This is a genomic window from Mesorhizobium sp. CA5 (genome assembly GCF_020165105.1).
Classification (GTDB): domain Bacteria; phylum Pseudomonadota; class Alphaproteobacteria; order Rhizobiales; family Rhizobiaceae; genus Mesorhizobium.
Map to the genome: position 1 here is coordinate 1 of NZ_JAIUHJ010000008.1, position 20,914 is coordinate 20,914.

Genomic DNA, 20,914 nt, shown 5'->3' on the forward strand with positions numbered 1-20,914 from the left:
AAGGACGACCAGGATTCATTCGGTCTCCTTCCCACTTCAACCATACACCAGAACCAACACACAGGATTCTAGGGTCTTCGCGACGGAGCTTCGCTCCTGCTCCGCCCTAGAATGACGAAATTGAGAGGCTCCGGCCAATCTCCAATGTCTGCCGTGCTGCCACCGTCAGGCGAAAGGCACTGCCGCGGTGCCTTTCGGCAACTTGGCTTCGTCGTCCGGCTCGACATGGATGGTGACGCGCACCGAGGGGATCTCGGCCTTCAGCGCATCCTCGATGCGGTCGCAGATGACATGGCTGGCGCCGACGGTCATGTCGGCGTCGACCACCAGATGGAACTCGATGAAGGTGGCGCGGCCGGCAATGCGCGTCTTGAGATCATGCACCTCGAGCGCGCCCTTCGAATTGGCCGATATGATGTCGCGGATCTGCATGTGCTCATGATTGTCGACGGCGCGGTCCATCAGCCCGCTCATCGACGAGCCGATGACATGCCAGCCCTGCCACAGAATGTTGAGCGCGACGATCACGGCAAGTGCCGGGTCGAGGATCTGCCAGCCGGTGAGCACGGCGCCGACAAGACCGCCGAACACGCCGACTGACGTTACCACGTCGGTCATGATGTGCTGGCCGTCGGCGACAAGCGCAGGCGACTTCGCATTCCGGCCGGCGCGGATCAGCGTCCAGGCCCAGATCGCATTGATGACCGTCGCGATGCCGTTGACGGCAAGTCCTTCCCAGGGCTGTTCCAGCGGGGCCGGATGTTGCCAGGACTGCCAGACCTCGTTGAGGATCAGCAGCGCCGCGACGACGATCAGCACGCCTTCGAGGACGGCGGAAAAATATTCGGCTTTATGATGGCCGAAGGGATGGTCCTGGTCGGCGGGCTTGTAGCTGACCTGGATCGCCCAGAAGGCGGCGGCCGATGCGATCACGTTGACGATCGATTCCAGCGCGTCGGAATAGAGCGCCACGGAACCGGTGATGTACCAGGCGGCAAGCTTCAAGACGAGCACCACGAAGGCGACCAGGATCGACCAGAAGGCAAGCCTGGCAATCTTCTCGCGGGTCGCGGCTTTCGCCGCGGCCGCCACTGTGTCCTGCGTCACAGCCATGGTTCCTACGCGGCCTTTTCCTTGGCCTTGCGCGGCAGATGCGCGACGATGTTTTCGATGATGCGCATGCCGGCATTGTGACCGAGCGTCATGATCGATTCGGGATGGAATTGCACCGCCGCGATCGGCTCCTTGCGGTGCTCGAAAGCCATGATGATGCCGTCCTCGGTTTCGGCGGTCACCACGAAACCGTCGGGCAGGCGCACCGGGTCGGCGAAAATCGAGTGATAGCGGCCGACGGTCACTTCCTTGGGCAGGCCTGAGAAGATGATGCCGGGCTTCGAAACGCGGATGCGCGATGGTTTGCCATGCATGGGGATGTGCAACTGCCTGAGCTCGCCGCCATAGGCCTCGGCCAATGCCTGCAGGCCGAGACAGACGCCGAAGATCGGCAGGTCGCGGCTGCGCGCTCGTCTGATGGTGGCGGCGCAGTCGAAATTCTTCGGCGTGCCAGGGCCGGGCGAAAGCACGACGAGGTCCGGCTTCAACCGCTCGAAGACCTCCTCCGGCACCGGCGAGCGAACCGTGGAGACGTTGGCGCCGGTCTGGCGGAAGTAGTTGGCCAAGGTATGGACGAAACTGTCCTCATGGTCGACCAGCAGGATGTTGACGCCGTCGCCGACGCGCGCGGTGGTGCGCTCGGTTCCGGTGGCGTTGCCGGTCTTGGCGTCGCGGATGGCGGAGAGCATGGCGGATGCCTTCAGTTCGGTTTCGGCTTCTTCTTCCTCGGGAATGCTGTCGAAAAGCAGTGTGGCGCCGGCGCGGACCTCGGCGATGCCGTCCTTGATGCGGATGGTGCGCAAGGTCAGCCCGGTGTTCATGTCGCCGTTGAAATTGACCATGCCGACCGCCCCGCCATACCAGGCGCGCGGGCTCTTCTCGTTCTGCTCGATGAAGCGCATGGCCCACAGTTTCGGCGCGCCGGTGACGGTGACCGCCCAGGCATGCGAGAGAAACGCGTCGAAGGCGTCCATGCCTTCGCGCAGCCGGCCCTCGATATGATCGACGGTGTGGATCAGGCGCGAATACATCTCGATCTGGCGGCGGCCTATGACGCGCACGGAGCCTGGCTCGCAGACGCGCGACTTGTCGTTGCGGTCGACGTCCGAGCACATGGTGAGCTCGGACTCATCCTTCTTCGAGTTGAGCAGCTTCAGGATCTGCTCGCTGTCGGAAATGGCGTCGTCGCCGCGTTTGATGGTGCCGGAGATCGGGCAGGTCTCGACGCGGCGGCCGTTGACGCGCACAAACATCTCCGGCGAGGCACCGATCAGATATTCGTTCTCGCCGAGATTGATGAAGAAGGAATAGGGCGAGGGGTTGATCGATTTCAGCTTGCGCGAGATGTCGGAAGGCTGGGTCTCGCAGCGCTCGTAGAACATCTGTCCAGGCACGACCTCGAACAGGTCGCCGCGCTTGAAGCTCTCCATGGCGCGGCGCACCAGGTTGGCGTATTCGCCCGGCTCATGGTCGCCGCGCGGCGGGATGCGGTCGGCGGTCTTGAACGGCTCGGCATGGGCATCGCGGGCCAAGCCCTCGGTCGAAAAACCGTCGCCGGAATAGTCGTAGCGGTCGGTCCAGGCCTTGGTCGAATAATGGTCGACGACGAGGATCTCGTCGGGCAGGAACAGCACCAGGTCGCGCTGGCTCTCCTTGCGCTCGAGCTTGTAGTCGACAGGATCGAACTGGAAAGCTAGGTCGTAGCCGAAGGCGCCGTAAAGGCCGAGATTGGCGTCCTCGGCGGTCTTGAACAGCGCGGTGATGGCGCGCAGCACCGTGAACACGGACGGAACGCGGCTGCGCTCCTCCTCGGTGAAGACACGGCCGGGCTTTGCCACATCGAGGCGGATGAGCGTCTTCGAGGTCTCGACGATCGTCACTTCGCCGAGCTCGCCAAGCGCCTTGCCGATCACCGGCAGCAACACTTCGCCGCGCTTGTTCAGCGCTTCGATGCGCATGGTGCGTCCCCGCGCGGAAATCACCAGCGGCGGATCGATGATGGCCGTATCCCAGCGCGTGTAGCGGCCCGGATATTCGTAGTTGGAGGAAAACACTGCGCCGCGGCGCGAATTCAGGCCGTCGACATAGGCATCGATCGCGCCTTCATAGGGCCGGTCGTGCCGCTCGCGGGTGATCGTCACGCCGCCCGCGGTGATGAAGCGCTCGGCCCCGTTGTCCAGAACTTTAGTCGTCATTGCCGTCTCCATCAGCGTCTTGGGCAACGGACCCGGGAATGGCGTTAAAAAACAAATGGCCGCCCGGATATTCCGCTGCGGCCACCCTCTTTTTCACGCGCACACGCACGAACAGGCCGCTGTCAGCGAGCCCACCACCAAATGGTCTTGTTCGAACGCATGTTCATGGCGACTCCCATAGCGGCGAATGGAGGTCCATGCAACTGGATTTCACGGCGATGGTGAAAGCCGCTGCGCCTCAGTCTTCCAGCGTGCCGGAGCGTGCATCGGTGCTCCTGGCGTCGCCGGCGAGCTTCAGAAGATCCTCGCCGGCGCGGATGATGCGGCGCGCGCGGCGGGTCAGGATGAAGCCCGACTGAGGGGCGAACACTTCCGTGCGGCCGCCGGCCTCGCCGGGCGCGTGGACGATCGTCGCCAGCCTTTCGCCTTTCTTGACGCGGTCGCCGGGTTTGACCTCGTAAAGGATCGCGCCGGCCCTGGGCGAAGGCATTATGTCGATGTTTTCCAGCGGTACGACCGGTCCGGAAAATTTCTCGAATTTCGGCACTGATGAGTCCTGGACGACGCCGCGCGTCACAAGCAGTCGGTAAAGTCCCGCGGCATCGGCCGCGGCGAAGGCGGCGTCGACATCGAGCATGCCGCGATATTCGACCGTGGTGACGGCGCGGCGATCGAAACGCGCGACGCTCGCCGGCACGTTCTGGTAGGGCATGATCGAGGCGCCTTCGAAGGTGCCGGTATCGTCCTCGCTCCACAGCAGGACGGCTTCGGCGCCCATGGCCGCCGCGCAATCGGCCATATGCGGCCACAGGCTGGTGTGGATGTAGAGATAGGCCAGACCTTCGTCGTCGCAGTGGAGGTCAAGCACGATATCGTTGCCGAGCGAGAGCTGGACGAGCCGGTTCTTCAGCCGGCGATCGGCGCCGCCGAGGCTGACATCCGGCAGAAGCCTGGCGTCGGGCGCGGCAAGCAGCGGAAAGGAGCGATTGAAGTTGGTGCGGGTGCCGAGATTGAAGCGGCCCTGGTGCTCGCCGAAATGATATTGCGCGCGGCCGATCGGGTTGGCCCAGGGTACGATGGTGATCGGACCCTTGATGCGGCCCTCGGCCTCCGCCTTGGCCAGCATCGCATCACCGCGTCGATGGCGACGACGCCCGGCAGCTCGCCGGCATGCAGTGCCGCCTGCAGATAGGCGGAGGGAGCCGCCTTGTCCTTGCCCTCGAAGCGCAAGACCGGAAATTCGTAGGCGACACCCTCGCTGTCGCCGGCGATGCGTTCGATCGTCTTCTGCATGGGATATCTCCGCGTGAAGAGGTTTCAGCCATGCATTGTTGCGATCGGGCTGTCGAGTGGTCCAGCCTCGCCGGGCTATCGGGGCAGGGCGGCTACGGCGAAGACGCCGAGCCTTGCTACGGCGAAGACGCCGAGCCTAACCGCTGCGCCTTTTCCGGAATTGCTCTACTCCAGCGGCTTCAGCTCCTGGGCGATGGTCGGCAGCAGCTCCGAGACATTGGGGTGGATGTGCATGGCGCGCGCCAGCGTCGAGATCGGCGCCTTGGCGTACATGAGGTCGAGCACGCAGTGGATCGCCTCGTCGCCGCCCGGGCCGAGCACGGAGCAGCCGAGGATTTCACCGGTGTCGGCATCGGCCAGGATCTTCATGAAGCCTTGCGTCTCGCCCTTCTCGACCGCGCGGCCGACACGCGTCATCGGCCGTTGTCCGACCAGCGCGCGGCGGCCGGATTTCTTCACGGCGGCTTCCGTCATGCCGCAGCGCCCGAGCGGCGGATCGATATAGAGCGCATAGGCTTCGATGCGGTCGCTCACCTTGCGCGGATCGTTGTCGAGCAGGTTGGCGGCGACGATCTCGAAGTCGTTGTAGGAGGTGTGGGTGAAGGCGCCCTTGCCGTTGCAGTCGCCCATCGCCCAGATGCCCGGCACATTGGTGCGCAACTGGTCGTCGACGACGATATAGCCGCGCTGGTCGACCGCGACGCCGGCCTTGTCGAGGCCGAGATCGTCGGTGTTGGGCTTGCGCCCCAGCGCCAGCAGCACATGCGAGCCGACCGCCGGCGGCTTGCCGGCGGCGAAGGTGACGGCGATCCCATTGCCTTGCCTGGCAAAGGCGATGGCGTCCGCGCCGACATGGACGGCGATGCCTTCGTTTTCGAGTATCGATTGGATGGCGGCGGAGGTGTCCTCGTCCTCGCGGCCGGTCAGCCGCGGCGCCTTCTCGATTACCGTGACCTCGGAGCCGAAGCGGCGGAACATCTGCGCGAATTCGAGCGAGATATAGCTGCCGCCGATGACGATCAGGTGGCTGGGCAGCACATCGAGATCCATCATCGAGGAATTGGTGAGATAGGGCACGTCGTTGACGCCAGGCAGATCGGGCACCGAGGCGCGGCCGCCGGTGTTGAGGAAGATTTTTGGCGCGGTGAGCAGCTCATCGCCGACGCGCACCGTGTCGGCGGTGACGAAACCGGCATGGTCGCGATAAAGCGTGCAGCCCTTCATTCCGGCAATCCATTTTTCGAGGTTGCCGCGGGCGTCGTTGGTGACCTTGTCCTTGCGCGCCTTGATGCGTTTGTAGTCCACGCCGACGGGGCCTGAGAGAGCGACACCGTAGTCGGCGGCGCGGCGGGCGAGATGCGCGGCATAGGCGCTCGCCACCATCGCCTTGGTCGGCATGCAGCCGGTGTTGACGCAGGTGCCGCCGATGAACTTGCGCTCAATCAGCGCAACCTTCATGCCGGCGGCCTCAAGCCGGCCGACCAGTGGCGGTCCGGCCTGGCCTGCGCCGATGACGATGGCGTCGAAGCTCTTTGCGCTCATGCGACCGCCGCCACGATGAGCAGCCCGCCGATGATGGCCACCGCATCCTCGATGAAGGCGGCGGGCTGATCCTTGCCGAATGCGGCGGCCAGCCGGCCGCGGACCTCGGCGCCGCCCAGCGTGCCGATCACCGCGCCGATCGCGCCGGCGACCAGGCCGCCGATGGTGGCGCCGGCGGTCACGCCGATGACCGCGCCACAGAAGGCGCCGACGACGATGCGGGTGCCGAACTGCGGCGGCACCTTGCGGCTCGGCGTCGACGGCAGCTGGTCGGCGATCAGCTCGACGATGGCCAGAATGGTGAAGATGCCGACGGCGATCCAGTGGCCCATGAAGCTCGCCCAGGTGCCCGTGACCGGCAGCCAGCCGAGATAGGAACCCCAGGCGACGGCGGCGGGCGCCGTCATGGCGCGCAGGCCGGCAATGACGCCTATCAGCAATGCAAGAATGTAAAGCATGATCGACCCCCTCAAACCGAGACCGTCGCATGGCCTCGCAACGGCAGGCTAGCACAAGCCAGGCGTTTGGCTACGGGGCTTTTGTCAGACGATCGATTATGCTTTGGCAGCAGACGAAAACCTGGAGGGCCACCATGACGACAAGCGAACGCATAAAGATGGCGGCGGGCGAATGGTACACCTGCATCGACGATGAGCTCGAGGCGTTGCGCGTCGCCGCGCGCGATGCGGTGTTCGAGCACAACAGCCTGCCGCCCCGGCAGCGCGGTGATATCGCCCCGGCCCTGCAGGCGCTGCTCGGTGGCGCGGGCGAGGGGGCGCGCATCGAGGCGCCGTTCCACTGCGCCTATGGCTTCAACCTGTTCCTCGGCGACGGCGTCTTCCTCAATGCCGGCTGCACCATCCTCGACACCGCGCCGGTGCGCATCGGCAGGGGGACGATGCTGGGGCCCAATGTGCAGATCTACTGCGCGGAGCATCATCGCGAAGCTGCTGGCCGGCTGGCCGGGCTGGAGATCGCAAAAGCCGTAACGATCGGCGACAATGCCTGGATCGGTGGCAGCGCGGTGATCCTCGCTGGCGCCAGCATAGGCGAGGGCGCCATCGTCGGCGCGGGCGCGGTGGTGACCCGCGACGTACCGGCCAACGCGACCGTCGTCGGCAACCCGGCACGGGCCGTTACAAAAGGCTGAGTCCGTCTGACGCCTTGGTGCTTCTGGAAAACTCGCGCCGGTACTGCCTCGGCGAGGTCCTGAGCCGCGCGGCGAAATGCTGGCGCAGCGAGGTGGCGCTGCCGAAGCCGGCTTCGAAGGCCACGATGTCCATCGATTTGTCCGTCTGTTCCAGCAGCCTTTGCGCAAGTGCTACGCGTTGGTCGGCGAGCCAGTCGCCGAAGCTGGTGCCGGTGGTTTTCTGGAAACGGCGCGTGAAGGTGCGGCGGGTAAGGCCCGCTGCTTCAGCGACACTGTCCAGGCTGTGGGCTTCGCCGAGCGATGCCCGCACGTCATCGAGGGTCTTGGCGAAGCGGTCGGCGCTCGGCGTGGGCGCAAGCGGTCGCTCGATGAACTGCGCCTGCCCGCCCTGCCGGTGCGGCGAGAGCACGACATGGCGGGCAAGCCGAAGGGCGGCCTCCACCCCGTAGCGAGCGCGCACGATGTGCAGGCAGCAGTCGAGCCCGGCGGCGACGCCGGCCGAGGTTATTATGTCGCCCTCGTCGACATAGAGCACGTCAGCGTCGATCGCGATGTCAGGATGAAGCTTCTGCAATCGATCGGTATAGGCCCAGTGGGTCGTCGCCTTGCGCCCGGCAAGCAATCCGGCGCCGGCAATGGCGAATGTGCCGAGGCACAAGCCGACGATGAGCGCGCCGCGCCGATGCGCGCGCTGCAGCGCGTCCTTGAGCGGCGCGGCCAAGGGATCCTCGAGATCCTTCCAGCTCGGGATGATGACGATGTCGGCCTCGTCGAGCGCGGAAAGCCCATGCGGCACGACAATGCTCAGCCCCGCATCGGTATGAATGGGTCTCTCGTCCATCGCACAGACGCGGAAGTCGAAGCGCGGCAGGCCAAGGTTGGTTCGATCGGTGCCGAACACCAGGCACGGCACAGAGAGGTGGAAAGGACTGATGCCGTCGAAGGCGACGGCGGCGATGATCGGATTCTTCATGGCAAGCATCGTTTCGTTGAAAGTTGAATGTCCCAATTTTTTCGAATGATGTCAATCGGGACACTTTCTCGACTCGAAACATCGGCCTAGCCTTGCGCCCATCAACCCGGTCGAAAGGAAAACCGCCATGTCAGCACCAGCCACCGAGCCGCGCCGCGCGCTTGTCGTCGTCGATGTCCAGAACGACTACAATGGCGGCAATCTCGCCATCCAGCATCCGCCCTTCAACGAGACCGTCGCCAATGTGGCGCGCGCCATGGATGCCGCCGCGGCGGCTGGCATCAAAATCGTCGTCGTCAAGCAGATGGCGCCCGAGACCTCGCCGATCTTCGCCAAGGGCAGCCATGGCGGCGAGTTGCATGCCGAGATCGCCAGGCGCGGCCGCGACCACTATGTCGAAAAGACGCTGCCTTCGGCCTTCACCGGCACGGATCTCGAAGCCTGGCTGCGCGCCAACGCCATCGATACGATCGCGGTCGTCGGCTACATGACCCACAATTGCGATCTGTCGACCATCATCCACGCGGTGCATATGGGCTTTGCCGTCGAGTTCCTCTCGGATGCCAGCGGCTCGGTGCCCTATGCCAACAGCGCCGGCTACGCGTCGGCCGAGGACATACACCGGGTGGTGAGCGTCGTCCTGCAGTCGCGCTTCGCTGCGGTGCTCAAGACCGCCGAGTGGATCGATTGCCTGAAGACCGCGAAGTTGCCCGAGCGCGACACGATCTATGCGTCCAACCAGCGGGCCCTGCAGCGGAACGCAGCGTGACCCGAAGCCTTCAAAACAAGGGCGCCGCCAGGATGCGGCGCCTTTTTCTTGGCGCCAAATATCCAGCAAGAGCGTGAGCCATTTCACGGACGCCGTTCCGGTATTTTCAGAAAGTCGCCGCGCATGTGAATAAGCGCGGATGGCTCGGGGGGCTGGATTGAAGGCGCGCGTTGCACGAACTTTGGTCGTCCTGACCCTCGCTGTCGGCGCGGCGCTGCTGCCGTGGTCCGCCTTCGCGCAAGTGCCGCCGCATGCGCCAGGCACGATCTGCTTCACCCAATTCTTCTGGTGCTGGGCGCAACCGCCCGGGCCGGCCGGCTATCCCTGCGGATGCCCGTCGCAATATGGCTTCGTGCAGGGTTATCTGGGCTAGTCGTCGGGGGGCGCGATGACGACATTCCACGATCCTCTTGTCTCCGGGTTGCTTACCGACGCCAAGCTGGTTGCCGGCTACGGCCGCTACGGCGTGTTCAAGGACAGCGCGCTCTTCGCTGCGATCGGCGACGCGGAAAAACTCAGTGACGCGAGCGCAAGCCAGCCCGAGGTCGTCAAACTTCAAACGGTGCTCAACGACTGCTCCAGCACCGTGCCGTTTTCAACCCTGGCTGCGCTGCGCACCGGCTGGTCGCCGGGCGACATGTCGCGCCGGACCGCTCTCGCGACCTATTTCCTCATCGCCCTGTCGGTGACGATGATGATCGTCATCGGCAAGCTGACCTATGTCTACAACAGGGGCGTCTCGATCAACGCGGAACTGCAGGAGATCGACAACAACGATTTCAGCGCTCGGTTCGGGCAGTCGATCAGGCAGGTCTGGGCGACCAAGAAGCAATTGAGCTCGGCCGCCGCCCAGCAGGCGTCGGCGACCGATCTGACGCTTCTGAAGGACGCCTATTACAATTCCGTCGACAGCCTGCATTCGCTTGACCAGCGTTTTTCCTCGTTGCTGGTGCGGGCGCAGGGGTTCATGACGCAGGAGGCGCCGTTTCCGCTCTGGGGCATGCAATGGGCCTATTGCAAGTTTTCGGCTTCCTCGGCCAAAGCGGGCGCGCTGCTTGATTTCTCGAACCCCAGGCAGATGGCGATTGACCAGTTCTGCGGCCAGGAAATCGCGCTGGCGCAACAGCAGAGCGGGGCCGGGAGCAGCCAGCCGCTCAAGCAGTCGGATTTCGATTGCAGGGACAACGGCAACACTCAAGGCGGCATGCAAGTCGTCAGTTCTACCGGCATGGTCGAAGACGTGAGCGCGGATTTCGACGCGGCGACACGCGATCTGCAGTGCGAAGGCGTCATCACCATCACGCCGAATTCGATTTCGACGCTGACACTGCAGGCCAAGACGCTGAGCGAAGTCCTCAGCCCCTATGCGCTGTGGATCCTGCCCGCGCTTTACGGCGCGCTTGGCGGCATCATGTTCCACATGCGCATGATCCTGAACCCGCTCTTACCCAATCCGCCGCTGTCGCGGCTCATTCATCGCATTGCGCTGGGCGGGCTTGCCGGGATGATCCTAGCCTGGTTCATGGCGCCGGGAACCAAGCTCGGCGGCGAGGTGACCGGCATAGGCTTCAGCCTGTTCACCTTCGCTTTCCTGTTCGGCTTCAGCCTCGATATCTTCTTCGCCATCCTCGACCAGTTCGTCTCGATGTCGGTCGCCGGCATCAAGAAGTTCGGGTCGCCCACGGTGGCGTGAAAGCCGGCGAAGAAAAAAGGCGCCGCGGTGAGGCGGCGCCCTTGGTCTTTCAGCTCGAGCAGCGTCTAGAACAGGCCCTCGATCTGGCCGGTCTCGTTCAAGAAGATCTTCTCCGACGACGGCGCCTTGGGCAGGCCCGGCATGGTCATGACCTCGCCGCAGATGATGACGACGAAGCCGGCGCCGGCCGAGAGCCTGACCTCGCGCACCGGCACGGTATGGCCGGTCGGCGCGCCGCGCAGGTTCGGGTCGGTCGAGAACGAGTACTGGGTCTTGGCCATGCAGACCGGCAGATTGCCGTAGCCGGCCTGCTCCCAGGCATGCAACTGGTCGCGGATCGACTTGTCAGCGATCGCCTCGTCGCCGCGATAGATGCGCTTGACGATGGTGTTGACCTTCTCGAACAGCGGCATCTCGTCCGGGTAGAGCGGCGAGAACTGTGAGGCGCCGGATTCTGCGATCTCGACCACCTTCCTGGCGAGGTCCTCGATGCCTGCCGAGCCCTGCGCCCAGTGCTTGCACAGGATGGCCTCGGCGCCCTGCGCCTTGACGAAGTCCTTCATCGCCTGGATCTCGGTTTCGGTGTCGGTGGTGAAGTGGTTGATCGCCACCACTGCCGGCACGCCGAACTGCTTCACATTCTCGATATGGCGGCCGAGATTCAGGCAGCCTTTCTTGACCGCCTCGATGTTTTCTTTGCCGAGGTCTTCCTTCTTGACGCCGCCATTCATCTTCATGGCGCGCACCGTGGCGACGATGACCGCCGCCGACGGCTTCAGCCCCGCCTTGCGACACTTGATGTCGAAGAACTTTTCCGCGCCGAGGTCGGCGCCGAAGCCGGCTTCGGTAACGACATAGTCGGCAAGCTTCAGCGCTGTCGTGGTGGCGACGACCGAGTTGCAGCCATGCGCGATGTTGGCGAACGGGCCGCCATGCACGAAGGCCGGGTTGTTCTCCAGCGTCTGCACCAAATTGGGCTGCATGGCGTCCTTGAGCAGAACTGCCATGGCGCCGTCGGCCTTGAGGTCGCGGGCATAGACCGGCGACTTGTCGCGGCGATAGGCGACGATGATGTCGCCGAGGCGCTTCTCGAGGTCCTTGAGGTCGGTGGAGAGGCACAGGATCGCCATGACTTCGGAAGCCACGGTGATGTCGAAGCCGGCTTCGCGCGGATAACCGTTGGCGACGCCGCCGAGCGAGCAGATGATCTCGCGCAGCGCCCGGTCGTTCATGTCCATAACACGGCGCCAGGCGACGCGGCGGGTGTCGATGCCGAGCTCGTTGCCCCAATAGATGTGGTTGTCGATCAGCGCGGACAGCAAATTATGCGCGGTGGTGATGGCGTGGAAGTCGCCGGTGAAGTGGAGATTCATGTCCTCCATCGGCACCACCTGGGCGAGGCCGCCGCCGGCGGCGCCGCCCTTGACGCCGAAATTCGGTCCGAGCGAGGCCTCGCGGATGCAGACGATCGCCTTCTTGCCGATGCGATTGAGGCCATCGCCAAGGCCGACCGTGGTGGTGGTCTTGCCTTCGCCGGCCGGCGTCGGGTTGATGGCGGTGACCAGGATCAGCTTGCCGTCCTTCCTGTCTTTCACCGACTTGATGAACTCGGCCGAGACCTTCGCCTTGTCGTGGCCATAGGGTAGGAGATGCTCGTTCGGGATGCCGATCTTGGCGCCGATCTCCTGGATCGGTTTCTTCCTGGCGGCGCGCGCGATCTCGATGTCGGACTTCACTTCGGCCATGACGGCTTTCCTCTGGATTGGGCGGTGGAAGGGACGGTTTTGATCATTTGTGCATGTTCGAAACGCCGCGCGGGCGCAAGGGCAAGTTCTAACCCTGTCGCGGCCGCGGCGTCAACTTCCATGCAACTAAGTTTCCTGCAAAGAAAAACTGCTGTTCCCGGTCCGACCCTGTTCGGGTCTTCGGCCCCGGTCGCTTGCGGCGTATAGAAGCCAGAGCCAAGACCGTTCCGCCGTCTCAAAACAGCCGCTGAATACGCGAAAAGCGACAGAGGCGACGGCGCAAATCCACCATCGCCGTGTCGCCTCGAAAGGCGCTATTGCGTGAGCACGTTGCTGATCTCGACCATGTTGGAGCGCACGCGCAGGATGTAGAAGCCCATCGTCGTCAGATGCGTCGGCAGGAGCCAGCCGTCCTCGCGGCCGTTGGCGATGATGAAGGGCTGGATGCGCAGCGCCGAGACGAATTGCGAATCCATCGTGTCCCAAAGGCTCTGCAGGTGCTTTTCCTTGATCACGTCGTCGAAGTCGGCCTGGGCGCCCTTCATCAGGCCGTAATATGCATAGAGCTGACCATAGGCGAACCAGAAGCGGTCGTCGGCGCGGGTATCGAACCAGCCATCATTGTGGTTTTCCGCACGCTCCTTGAGGATGGCCGAGGTCGATCCGATGTCCGAGGAGATGCGGTCGATATATTGCTTCAGATTGTCGGCACGGGCGTCGAACGTCGCCTGGCAGGTGGCCAGCCGGGCGTTGAAGTTTCGCAGCTTGCGCACCGCGTCGCGATAATAGCTCGGCGTCGGCGTCTTGGGACCGAACGGGTTCAGGCCGAAATACCAGGTGTATTCATCGAACTGTAGATTGCCGCGCGCATCCTGCAGGTCGGCGTCGATCTGCGATGTCGTGCGCACGCGGCCGAGATTGTCGGCAAGCTCGGTCGCGGTGCGCCGCACCGCCTGGTTGATGCCGCGCTGGAAGGAGGCCTTGTTGTCCATCCAGGGCGTGTGATCCCAATCGATGCCGAACAAGCCGAGCTTGTAGAGGATCATCGAGGAGATCCAGGCATTCTGGTTGACGTTGAAGTCCGTCAAATCGGCGGCAACCTGGGCGATCGCCGAGTTGCCGCACGTCTTGGCCGTATCGGTGCCGCTGCCGGCTGAAACCTGCTCGCCCGCCGACACGTTCCGCTTCTCGAAAGTGTAGGTGTCGGGATAGTTCGGGTTGAAATTGTTCCACCACTGCGTGGCGTAGAAGAAATTGGCATAGAGGCCGATCAATACCAGAACGGCAAGGCCGACCACCGCCTTCAGAATCCAGCCGCGCTGGCCGTACCAGCGGCCAACCCACATGAACGGCCACAGAATGAGGCCGATGACGAAGCCGATGCCGCGGCCGATCCATTGAAAAATCCGGGTGACGAAGTTCACGATCGGGTCGAGCATGGCTGTGGCACCCCCTCAGAGCATTTCACCGTTTCAAGGGAAACGGCGATCTGCCCTAACCCTTTGTTTTGCCGCAATTCCGGGCGGAAACCGCCCACACTTTTCCTGGAATTGCTCTAGATCAGAATAACGTTTCGTTGAAACGTCATCCTGATCTAACTCTTTGTTGGAGCATGATTTCCCCCGAAAACCGGTTCCCACTTTTCGGAATCATGCTCTAGTCAGTCAAACCGTAAAGGCGCGCGCGGAACGCCGCCTTGTCCTTCAAATATGTGGTTTTCAGAACGTCCACAACATGGCTTCGCCAGGCGTCGCTGAAGCCGTCATAGTCCTTGTAGAAGCCGGGCTTGTTGAAGACGTAGCGCGACACGAAGTCCTGCGGCACGAAATCCGAGATCAGCTGGTTGGTCAGCCAGGCATCGGGATGATCGGGCTTGGCGCGCACGACGAGGAAACGCTGGCGCGGCGGCACATCCTCGATCTTGAGATGGCCGAGCTGGGCGATCTCGCGCTTGGCGGCGTTGAGGAACGGGAAATTGCCGTCGCTGGCGATCAGGTCGGCGTGGCCGTGGATCCAGGTCTGCAGCCAGACCTTGTCGACATCGGTCAGATTGCGGTTGGGCTCGGCATCGCGGATCAGCGCCCGCACGACCATTTCGGCGCGGTGTTCGAGATAACCGGAAGTCTCGATCCAGGAGGCGCGCGGCAGGTCGAGGCGGCCGGTGGCGGCCAGGAAGCCGAACACCTTGTCGGCGTCATTGATCGACAGATAGCTCACCTGCCAGGGACGCGAGCGGCGGAACCCGGGAGCGGCCGGATCGCTGATCACCGTCGTCATGTCGGGGTCGACGAAGACATAGAGCCCGCCGAAATGGCTGGTCCAGTAGGCATTGTGGCGGAAGATCACTTGGTCCGGCACCAGCGCGTTCTCGCGGATGTCGCCGCAGACCTTGGCAAGGTCGACCATGCGCTCAAGCATGGCGTCGTCGCGCCAGGCGTCAGGCTCCTGCCTCAGCCGGTCGACGAGCTTGCCGAGCTCAGCCGCCTTGCCGAGCACGTCCTCGGCTGACAACACCTTGAACTCGACCTGGTTGATCGACAGCAGGTCCTCGATATCGTTGACCTTGGGAACCGAGTCCTCGATCTCGCCGTAGATGACGTCCTTGATGGTCAGCGCGTCGATGGCGCGCCGGTTCTTCGACATGAACTCGAACATCAGCTGCGAGGTGTTGGAGAAGGCGGTGTGGACCACCGGCAGGTCGATCTGCGACGGCGTCAGGATGATGAAGCGGCGGTTGACCTCATTGGGATCGAGATAGTTGGAGTCGCCGCATTCCTCGGCGATTTCGGGCGAGAAGCCGGTGCGGTCGATCTGGAAGCTCGCAAGCTTGGTGGGCTCGAGGCCGAAAGCGGCAAGCGCCTTGTTGTAGCGCTGGATGAGATGCGGCTCGTCGATGGTTAGCAAGCGGCCGTAGATCAGCTCGTTGTCGCGCAGAAGGTCGGGTTTTTTAATTGCGCTCATCTTCCCTACTCCCCGTTCACGGGGAGAAAGTGCCCGAAGGGCGGATGAGGGGCGCGACCTTTCCTTCTCCCCTTGTGGGAGAAGGTGGATCGGCGCGATAGCGTCGAGACGGATGAGGGGTGTTCCAGCGGAGTGAGACGCTGGCGTTCCCTGGAGCACCCCTCATCCGTCGCCTTCGGCGACACCTTCTCCCACAAGGGGAGAAGGCGAGGTCGGCGCAGCTCACGCATTCCACAGCCCCTTCTTCTTCAACTCCTCCATCTCGCGCGCTGCGCGCTCGCGCAGCCTGGCGTCGCGCAGGAGCTTCTCCACGGCGGCGTCGTCGGATTTGTCGGAATAGCGGAACTCGGAATCGGCGTAGCGGTTGATCTCCTGCATGACCATGTCCATCGAGAACGGTCCGCGCAGTTCCTCGATCATCGCCTTCTTGTCGTCGTAGCTCTTGTGCATGAAGGCTTCCGGCTTCTCGAACCAGTCGTCCGGCAGCTCGATGTCCATGGCGCGCATTTTTATCGCGTCGGTGACGTTCTTGATGGCGCGGCCGGTGAAGCGCGGCTCGGCGTCCTTGATCATGTGCAGATAGGTGCCGACATCGGCCATGGTCTTCGGCGCGCCGTTTTCCTTCATGTAGCGCTCATAGACCTTCATCAGCCCGTCTTCCTGCGGCTTTTCGTGCTCTTCATAGGCCTCGGCCACGGCGCGTTGGATTTCCTGCGCGGCATAGAGTTCGTGCTTGCCAAGCGGGATCTCGTGGTTCTTGCCGGCAAGCAGCACGAAGATGTCGATATAATCATCGCGGGTCTGCGGGCCGTCGACGAGCCAGCGCGCGCCGGCGCGCTGGCGCAGCGCATCGTCGACATTTTCCGGATAGTTGGAGAACATGCCGAAGGAGCAATTGCCACGCACCACCGTCGAGGCGCCGGCGAAGGCGTCCATCAGGACACCGGTGATCTCCTGCTGACCGGCGGAAGCACGGTCGTCGGAACGGCGCGCCGCCACCTGGTCGATGTCGTCGATGGTGCCGAAGCCGATGACGCGCGGATTGAGCACGTTGTTGATGAACTGTCGGCAGTTCTGGCCCGACTTGCCCTGGTAGGACGAGATCTGGTCGACGCCGAAATTCTCATAGGCGAAGGGATAGCCGGCGACCTGGCAGTAGCCGTTGACGAGGCCGGCGATCATCTGGATCAGCGTCGTCTTGCCGGTGCCCGGCGCGCCGTCGCCGATGAAGGTGAACAGGAACCCGCCGAGCTCGACGAAGGGGTTCAGCTCGCGCTCGAAGTCGTAGGCCATGAGCATCTTGGCCAGCCTGACCGACTGGAATTTGGCGATGTGGTTGCCGATGACCTCTTCCGGTTTCTTGAAGGTCATCACCAGCGGCTTGGTGCGCTTGCCGGGCGCGACGTCGAAACCATCGAGGGTGAAATCGTCGACGTCGATACGGATATGCGCATTTTCGAACGGGCCAATGCCGTCGAAGCGACCTTTGCGCGCAAGCAACCCGTCGATGGCGACGCGGGCGAAGGCGCGAGCGCGCGTCGTCAGGTCGGCGTCGTCCTTCGAGCCGGCGATTGCCTTGTCGAGACCGGCGATGATCGACTTGACCGCGTCCTGCGGCGTGTCGAACAGGAAGTCGGGCTCGGGGATGTCGTTCGGCGCCTCGCCATCGCTGTCGATCAGCTGGAAGAGATACGAAGCGAAACTGAAGGCGGAAACGTAAGCCGAGGCCGACAGAAGCTTCTTGAAGGTGGCTGCCTCGTCGCCTTCCAGCGGCGCACGCGCATTCCTCGCCTGCAGGCTTTCGAGGTCGGAGCCTTCGGCGAAGACGTCGGATATAGCGAGCGCGATCGCCAGGCCGCGGCGGGCGCGGTAGAGCAGCGTGTGCTGCGGGATGCTCATCAACTGGTCGTCGGGATGAATGGCCGCTACTGTTTTCGTGAGCTCGACCTCGCGCGTGCGGCGCACCGAGCCGACCGACACGGTCGAGACGAAGCGGCGGTTGGTGCCGGCAAGCGCCGTGCCGGATTCGCGCGAAGGGTCCTCCAGCACGACGATGCGGGTGATGAAGCTCTGCGCGGTCGCGCGGTGCTTTTCGATTGCGGCTTCCGAGATCGTGGTCAGGCCGGTGTCCATGAAGGATGCTCCGCGATTGACGGTCAGACGTCGCTGATCACCTGTCCGTTGGACAGGATGTGGACCTTGTAACCGGAAAAGATCTTCTGCGCCTCGCCGGCGGCGTAGAGTGCCTGATAGGCCTCGTGCGGGATCAGCGCGTGGTTCTCGTAGCTCGACACGCCCTGGCGCGCCGCTTCGAGATCGTCGGTGTTGATGAAGAATTCCTGCGTCGTCTTCTCGCTGGAGAACAGGCCCCTGCGGCCGGGCTTTTCGCTCTTGGAGAAGACTTCCTGGATGGTCCAGGTGAGCAGCCAGGCGTTCTGCGGCTTGCGCACCTTGGCCAGCACCTCGGCCACCGTCGAATTGTTCTGGGTGATGCCGGCCGAGTAGAAGGGTCCCAGCACCACGCGCCTCAGCTGCTTGGGATGCAGCGGCTCGAAATCCTTGTCGAGATTGACGGCGATCGTCGCCGGAGACAGCGTATAGGCCGAGTTCTTCTCGGTGAAATCGTCGAAGCGGTGCGCAAGCTCCGGGTTGAGCAAGCCGTCGACGGGGAGCGGGATATCGACCCGCTCGTTGAGCTTGCCGTTCACGTCGACCAGCTGGCGCACCATGCTTTCGGAGGAGTCCTCCACCGTCACCATGTAGACCAGCGGCAGGTTGGCGCTGCCGTCGAACGCGGCCCAGTGGACGAGGTAATAGGGCCGCATGGTTTTCGGGTTGACCGAGACCTTGGCCGTCTGCGCAAGGGTGAACGGGCCGAAGGTCGCCTCGCTCTTGACGTCCTCCAGATAGAGCCGCTCGGCCATCGACTTCTGTAGCGCCTCGGGAAATTCCTTATGGCGCAGGATGAAGTCGGCCATCTCCTCGCGCAGCTCGCCGACCTGCGGGATGTTGGCCAGGCGGGCATCGGCCTGCTGGCGGTCGTTTTCCAGCTCGAGCAGGTTCTGGAAGACGGGATAGCCGCTTTCGGCGCGCGAGATGCGGAAGGTGTCCATGAAGCCCAGCCGGTTGCGCCAGCAGGCAAAGGACTTGTCGAGCCGCGCGATATACTCGGCGACGATCCTGGCGACGATGCCGTGCCGGTAGAGCGGCGAGCGGTCGTCGCGCATGAACACTTCCAGCCCGCTCAGCGCCGCCGTGATGGCGGAAAAATAGTGTGCCGCGGCGTCGTTCTCAGGTGTCATGTGGCTGCCGTGGAAATGAAATCAGCGCCGCCGCCTATTGCTGCACATAGTTGGCGGCGTTGTGCTTCTTCATCACATCGTCGAAGCGGCGGGCGAAAGCATCGTCGGCAAGCTTCTTGCGGCGCTGGATGTCGGCTGAAGCCACCATGTTCTTCTCATGCATCTCGAGCAGGTCGCCGATATGCTTCTGCGAGGCGGCGCCGATGCCGGCCATCGTCTCCTCGGCCGTGTTGTCGACCTGGCTGCCCAGCGTGTTGATCTTGTGGGCGACGTCCTGCTGGGCGGCGGTCTTGAGCGAATCTTCCAGCGCCTTGTAGAGGACGATGCGCTGCTCGGTGTCGATGGTCAGCTTGTTGATCAGGGTCGACTGCGCGGCAATCTGGTTGTTGAGTGAATCGACGAAGGTCTGGAACATCGAGGTGTAGCGCTCCAGCGTCTGGCTTTCGGCCAGCAGCTCCTGCTCCTTGGCCTGCTTTTCATTATATTCGGTCGCCATTTTGGAGCGCTCGCCCTCAAGCTCGGTGCGCTCCTTCTGGGTCGTGGAGGCGGCGATCTTGTTTTCGATGTCGAGCAGCATCGGGTTCAATTCCTCGATGCGCTTCTGCACCGCTTCAAGGTTGGTCATCGTCACCTTGCGGCGCTCGATAACCTGCGAAAGGCTGGCTTCGGAGGTCTTGTAGCGCTGGTCGAGGACCTGCTTCTGCGCCTTCAGGATGCCGACGATGGTGTCCGACTTTGCCAGCAGCTCCTGCAGATTGCCGGCGAGCGACATGTTGCGGACGCGGTCGGTGCGCATGCGCTGCTTGCGCTGCGCCGAAAAGACACCGACGAAGTTTTCCCAGCCGGTGTAGTTCTTCATGCTTTCGAACTCGGCGCCGAAGACATTGGTTGCGTCCTCGAGCCCGATGATCAGGTCGGCAATATTGCCTTCCATGACTTTCTGCTGCTTGAGCACGTCCTCGATGCGGGCGTTCTCGATGTCGAAATTGGCGTCGCCGATCTTCTTGTCGGCCTGAGCAAGCGTGTCGAGCACGGTGCCGGACTGCTCGATCTTGCTGCGCATGTCCTGCACGACCTGCTTGGTCTTGGCAATTTCGGCATCGAAATTCTGCAATGTCGCCATTGGGGCCTCCCGCTTCGGCATCCGTTTCCGTGTCGTGGCGGCGAATATATGTGGGGCTTCAAGGGATTGAAAGAAGGAAGACAAAGGGAAGCGTCAAAACAAAAGAATTGGTTAGGTCCTTGAAAGGCAAGGCAAGCATGCGCATGGCGCCTAGTAACGCGCACCATCATCGAGCAGCTTTTGCTGACATGCCTTAAGGTCTTGTTTTTGCGACCGGCCATGAAACAGTGCCGGCAAATATCTTGCGGCGGCGATGCCGGTTTCACCGGCGGCGGTCAGGGCTTGAAGCGGTTTCCGGACGACATCCGGCTCTAGAGCGGTTCAGCGTTTCACGGAATCGCCGAACCGCTATAAGTCTTTGTTTTTACACAATTCCGGACGGAAAACCGCTACCCACTTTTCCTGGAATTGCTCTATGCAGGCTTTCGGCTCAGCGGTTGACAAAGCCGATGAAGTCGTCGGGCGCCGCCCGACCCATCTCCTCTTCCCAATGTCTGCGGCAGAGCGAGACATAGACGTCCTTGCCGATCGCCACCTGCTCGCCCTGCTTCGCCACCTTGCCGTCAGGCCCCAGGCGCACCACCATCGTCGCCTTGCGGCCGCAACGGCAGATGGTGCGGACCTCGCGCAGGTCGTCGGCGATGGCGAGCAGAGCGCGCGAGCCGGAGAACAGATTACCCTGGAAGTCGGTGCGCAGGCCGTAGCACATGACCGGAATGCCTAGACGGTCGGCGATGCGGGCGAGCTGCCAGACCTGCTCTTCCTCGAGGAACTGCGCCTCGTCGACGAAGATGCAATGCACAGGGCCATGCCGATGGTGCTCGGCGACCGTGGCATAGAGGTCGTCGCCGTCGCGGAAAATCTCTGCCTCGGATTCGAGACCGATGCGCGACGAGATCAGCCCGGTGTCGCCCTTACGATAGTGGCCGGCGACGAACAGCATCGTCGACATGCCGCGTTCGCGATAATTGTAGGACGCCTGCAAGAGCATCGTCGTCTTGCCGGCGTTCATCGTGGCGTAGTGGAAGTAAAGCTTGGCCATGTCGCTCTTTTGG

16 protein-coding genes and 1 pseudogene are annotated in these 20,914 nt (G+C 63.1%); 4 read left to right on the top strand and 13 right to left on the bottom strand.

The features are described from left to right. Positions 1-165: 165 nt before the first annotated feature. The 5 genes and pseudogenes from LB529_RS12225 to LB529_RS12245 all read right to left on the bottom strand — a co-directional run bounded on the left by LB529_RS12225 (position 166) and on the right by LB529_RS12245 (position 6,601). Positions 166-1,113, bottom strand: coding sequence for a cation diffusion facilitator family transporter (locus tag LB529_RS12225; RefSeq protein WP_224711218.1), 948 nt, complete (start codon positions 1,111-1,113; stop codon positions 166-168). A gap of 5 nt (positions 1,114-1,118) precedes the next feature. Beyond that, complete coding sequence (locus LB529_RS12230; RefSeq protein ID WP_224711219.1) at positions 1,119-3,308, bottom strand: anthranilate synthase; 2,190 nt, start codon at positions 3,306-3,308, stop codon at positions 1,119-1,121. A gap of 238 nt (positions 3,309-3,546) precedes the next feature. Next, a pseudogene (locus tag LB529_RS12235) lies at positions 3,547-4,601 on the bottom strand (succinylglutamate desuccinylase/aspartoacylase family protein). A gap of 165 nt (positions 4,602-4,766) precedes the next feature. Beyond that, positions 4,767-6,143 carry an FAD-containing oxidoreductase gene (locus LB529_RS12240; RefSeq protein WP_224711220.1) on the bottom strand — a complete coding sequence of 459 codons (1,377 nt, stop codon included), beginning with the start codon at positions 6,141-6,143 and terminating at the stop codon, positions 4,767-4,769. Next, positions 6,140-6,601, bottom strand: coding sequence for a DUF4126 domain-containing protein (locus LB529_RS12245; protein WP_224543224.1), 462 nt, complete (start codon positions 6,599-6,601; stop codon positions 6,140-6,142). The genes LB529_RS12240 and LB529_RS12245 overlap by 4 nt, the downstream gene beginning before the upstream one ends. Positions 6,602-6,735: 134 nt before the next feature. Here LB529_RS12245 and LB529_RS12250 point away from each other — a divergent pair, with 134 nt between their 5' ends. Further along, positions 6,736-7,293, top strand: coding sequence for a sugar O-acetyltransferase (locus tag LB529_RS12250; protein ID WP_224711221.1), 558 nt, complete (start codon positions 6,736-6,738; stop codon positions 7,291-7,293). Here the strand turns inward: LB529_RS12250 and LB529_RS12255 are convergent. Next, a complete protein-coding gene (locus tag LB529_RS12255; RefSeq protein WP_224711222.1) occupies positions 7,280-8,266 on the bottom strand; it encodes a helix-turn-helix domain-containing protein in 987 nt (328 codons plus the stop codon). The genes LB529_RS12250 and LB529_RS12255 overlap by 14 nt on opposite strands. Before the next feature lie 127 nt (positions 8,267-8,393). On the opposite strand from LB529_RS12255, the gene LB529_RS12260 reads away from it, so the two are divergent. The 3 genes from LB529_RS12260 to LB529_RS12270 all read left to right on the top strand — a co-directional run bounded on the left by LB529_RS12260 (position 8,394) and on the right by LB529_RS12270 (position 10,728). Further along, on the top strand, positions 8,394-9,035 hold the full coding sequence (locus tag LB529_RS12260) for a cysteine hydrolase family protein (protein ID WP_224711223.1): 642 nt from the start codon (positions 8,394-8,396) through the stop codon (positions 9,033-9,035). A 157-nt stretch (positions 9,036-9,192) separates the two neighbouring features. Next, positions 9,193-9,408, top strand: a complete 216-nt coding sequence (locus tag LB529_RS12265; RefSeq protein WP_224711224.1) for a hypothetical protein — start codon at positions 9,193-9,195, stop codon at positions 9,406-9,408. 15 nt (positions 9,409-9,423) lie between these two features. Next, the gene (locus LB529_RS12270; RefSeq protein WP_224711225.1) at positions 9,424-10,728 is read left to right on the top strand and encodes a hypothetical protein; all 1,305 of its coding nucleotides are present in this window, start codon (positions 9,424-9,426) and stop codon (positions 10,726-10,728) included. A gap of 65 nt (positions 10,729-10,793) precedes the next feature. On the opposite strand, the gene LB529_RS12275 is transcribed toward LB529_RS12270, so the two are convergent. The 7 genes from LB529_RS12275 to LB529_RS12305 all read right to left on the bottom strand — a co-directional run bounded on the left by LB529_RS12275 (position 10,794) and on the right by LB529_RS12305 (position 20,901). Then, positions 10,794-12,473: a formate--tetrahydrofolate ligase gene (locus LB529_RS12275; protein ID WP_095766469.1), complete on the bottom strand. Its 1,680-nt coding sequence runs from the start codon at positions 12,471-12,473 to the stop codon at positions 10,794-10,796. A 314-nt stretch (positions 12,474-12,787) separates the two neighbouring features. Continuing rightward, on the bottom strand, positions 12,788-13,912 hold the full coding sequence (locus LB529_RS12280; protein ID WP_224636644.1) for a DUF2333 family protein: 1,125 nt from the start codon (positions 13,910-13,912) through the stop codon (positions 12,788-12,790). A gap of 217 nt (positions 13,913-14,129) precedes the next feature. After that, positions 14,130-15,434 (bottom strand): DUF6638 family protein, encoded by a 1,305-nt coding sequence (locus LB529_RS12285; RefSeq protein WP_224711226.1) that lies wholly within the window; start codon positions 15,432-15,434, stop codon positions 14,130-14,132. A 222-nt stretch (positions 15,435-15,656) separates the two neighbouring features. Next, complete coding sequence (locus LB529_RS12290; protein ID WP_224711227.1) at positions 15,657-17,567, bottom strand: AAA family ATPase; 1,911 nt, start codon at positions 17,565-17,567, stop codon at positions 15,657-15,659. Between the two features lie 23 nt (positions 17,568-17,590). Beyond that, positions 17,591-18,736 (bottom strand): hypothetical protein, encoded by a 1,146-nt coding sequence (locus LB529_RS12295; RefSeq protein WP_224711228.1) that lies wholly within the window; start codon positions 18,734-18,736, stop codon positions 17,591-17,593. A 34-nt stretch (positions 18,737-18,770) separates the two neighbouring features. Beyond that, positions 18,771-19,859, bottom strand: a complete 1,089-nt coding sequence (locus LB529_RS12300) for a hypothetical protein (protein ID WP_095766474.1) — start codon at positions 19,857-19,859, stop codon at positions 18,771-18,773. A 430-nt stretch (positions 19,860-20,289) separates the two neighbouring features. After that, a complete protein-coding gene (locus LB529_RS12305) occupies positions 20,290-20,901 on the bottom strand; it encodes a thymidine kinase (RefSeq protein WP_095766475.1) in 612 nt (203 codons plus the stop codon). Positions 20,902-20,914: the final 13 nt, after the last annotated feature.

Bases quoted from the DNA above. Each gene is read 5' to 3' on its own strand.
- LB529_RS12270 (WP_224711225.1), top strand. From the start codon at position 9,424: ATGACGACATTCCACGATCCTCTTGTCTCCGGGTTGCTTACCGACGCC.
- LB529_RS12255 (WP_224711222.1), bottom strand. From the start codon at position 8,266: ATGAAGAATCCGATCATCGCCGCCGTCGCCTTCGACGGCATCAGTCCT.
- LB529_RS12225 (WP_224711218.1), bottom strand. From the start codon at position 1,113: ATGGCTGTGACGCAGGACACAGTGGCGGCCGCGGCGAAAGCCGCGACC.
- LB529_RS12280 (WP_224636644.1), bottom strand. From the start codon at position 13,912: ATGCTCGACCCGATCGTGAACTTCGTCACCCGGATTTTTCAATGGATC.
- LB529_RS12230 (WP_224711219.1), bottom strand. From the start codon at position 3,308: ATGACGACTAAAGTTCTGGACAACGGGGCCGAGCGCTTCATCACCGCG.
- LB529_RS12300 (WP_095766474.1), bottom strand. From the start codon at position 19,859: ATGGCGACATTGCAGAATTTCGATGCCGAAATTGCCAAGACCAAGCAG.
- LB529_RS12245 (WP_224543224.1), bottom strand. From the start codon at position 6,601: ATGCTTTACATTCTTGCATTGCTGATAGGCGTCATTGCCGGCCTGCGC.
- LB529_RS12295 (WP_224711228.1), bottom strand. From the start codon at position 18,736: ATGACACCTGAGAACGACGCCGCGGCACACTATTTTTCCGCCATCACG.
- LB529_RS12250 (WP_224711221.1), top strand. From the start codon at position 6,736: ATGACGACAAGCGAACGCATAAAGATGGCGGCGGGCGAATGGTACACC.
- LB529_RS12285 (WP_224711226.1), bottom strand. From the start codon at position 15,434: ATGAGCGCAATTAAAAAACCCGACCTTCTGCGCGACAACGAGCTGATC.
- LB529_RS12305 (WP_095766475.1), bottom strand. From the start codon at position 20,901: ATGGCCAAGCTTTACTTCCACTACGCCACGATGAACGCCGGCAAGACG.
- LB529_RS12260 (WP_224711223.1), top strand. From the start codon at position 8,394: ATGTCAGCACCAGCCACCGAGCCGCGCCGCGCGCTTGTCGTCGTCGAT.
- LB529_RS12275 (WP_095766469.1), bottom strand. From the start codon at position 12,473: ATGGCCGAAGTGAAGTCCGACATCGAGATCGCGCGCGCCGCCAGGAAG.
- LB529_RS12290 (WP_224711227.1), bottom strand. From the start codon at position 17,567: ATGGACACCGGCCTGACCACGATCTCGGAAGCCGCAATCGAAAAGCAC.
- LB529_RS12240 (WP_224711220.1), bottom strand. From the start codon at position 6,143: ATGAGCGCAAAGAGCTTCGACGCCATCGTCATCGGCGCAGGCCAGGCC.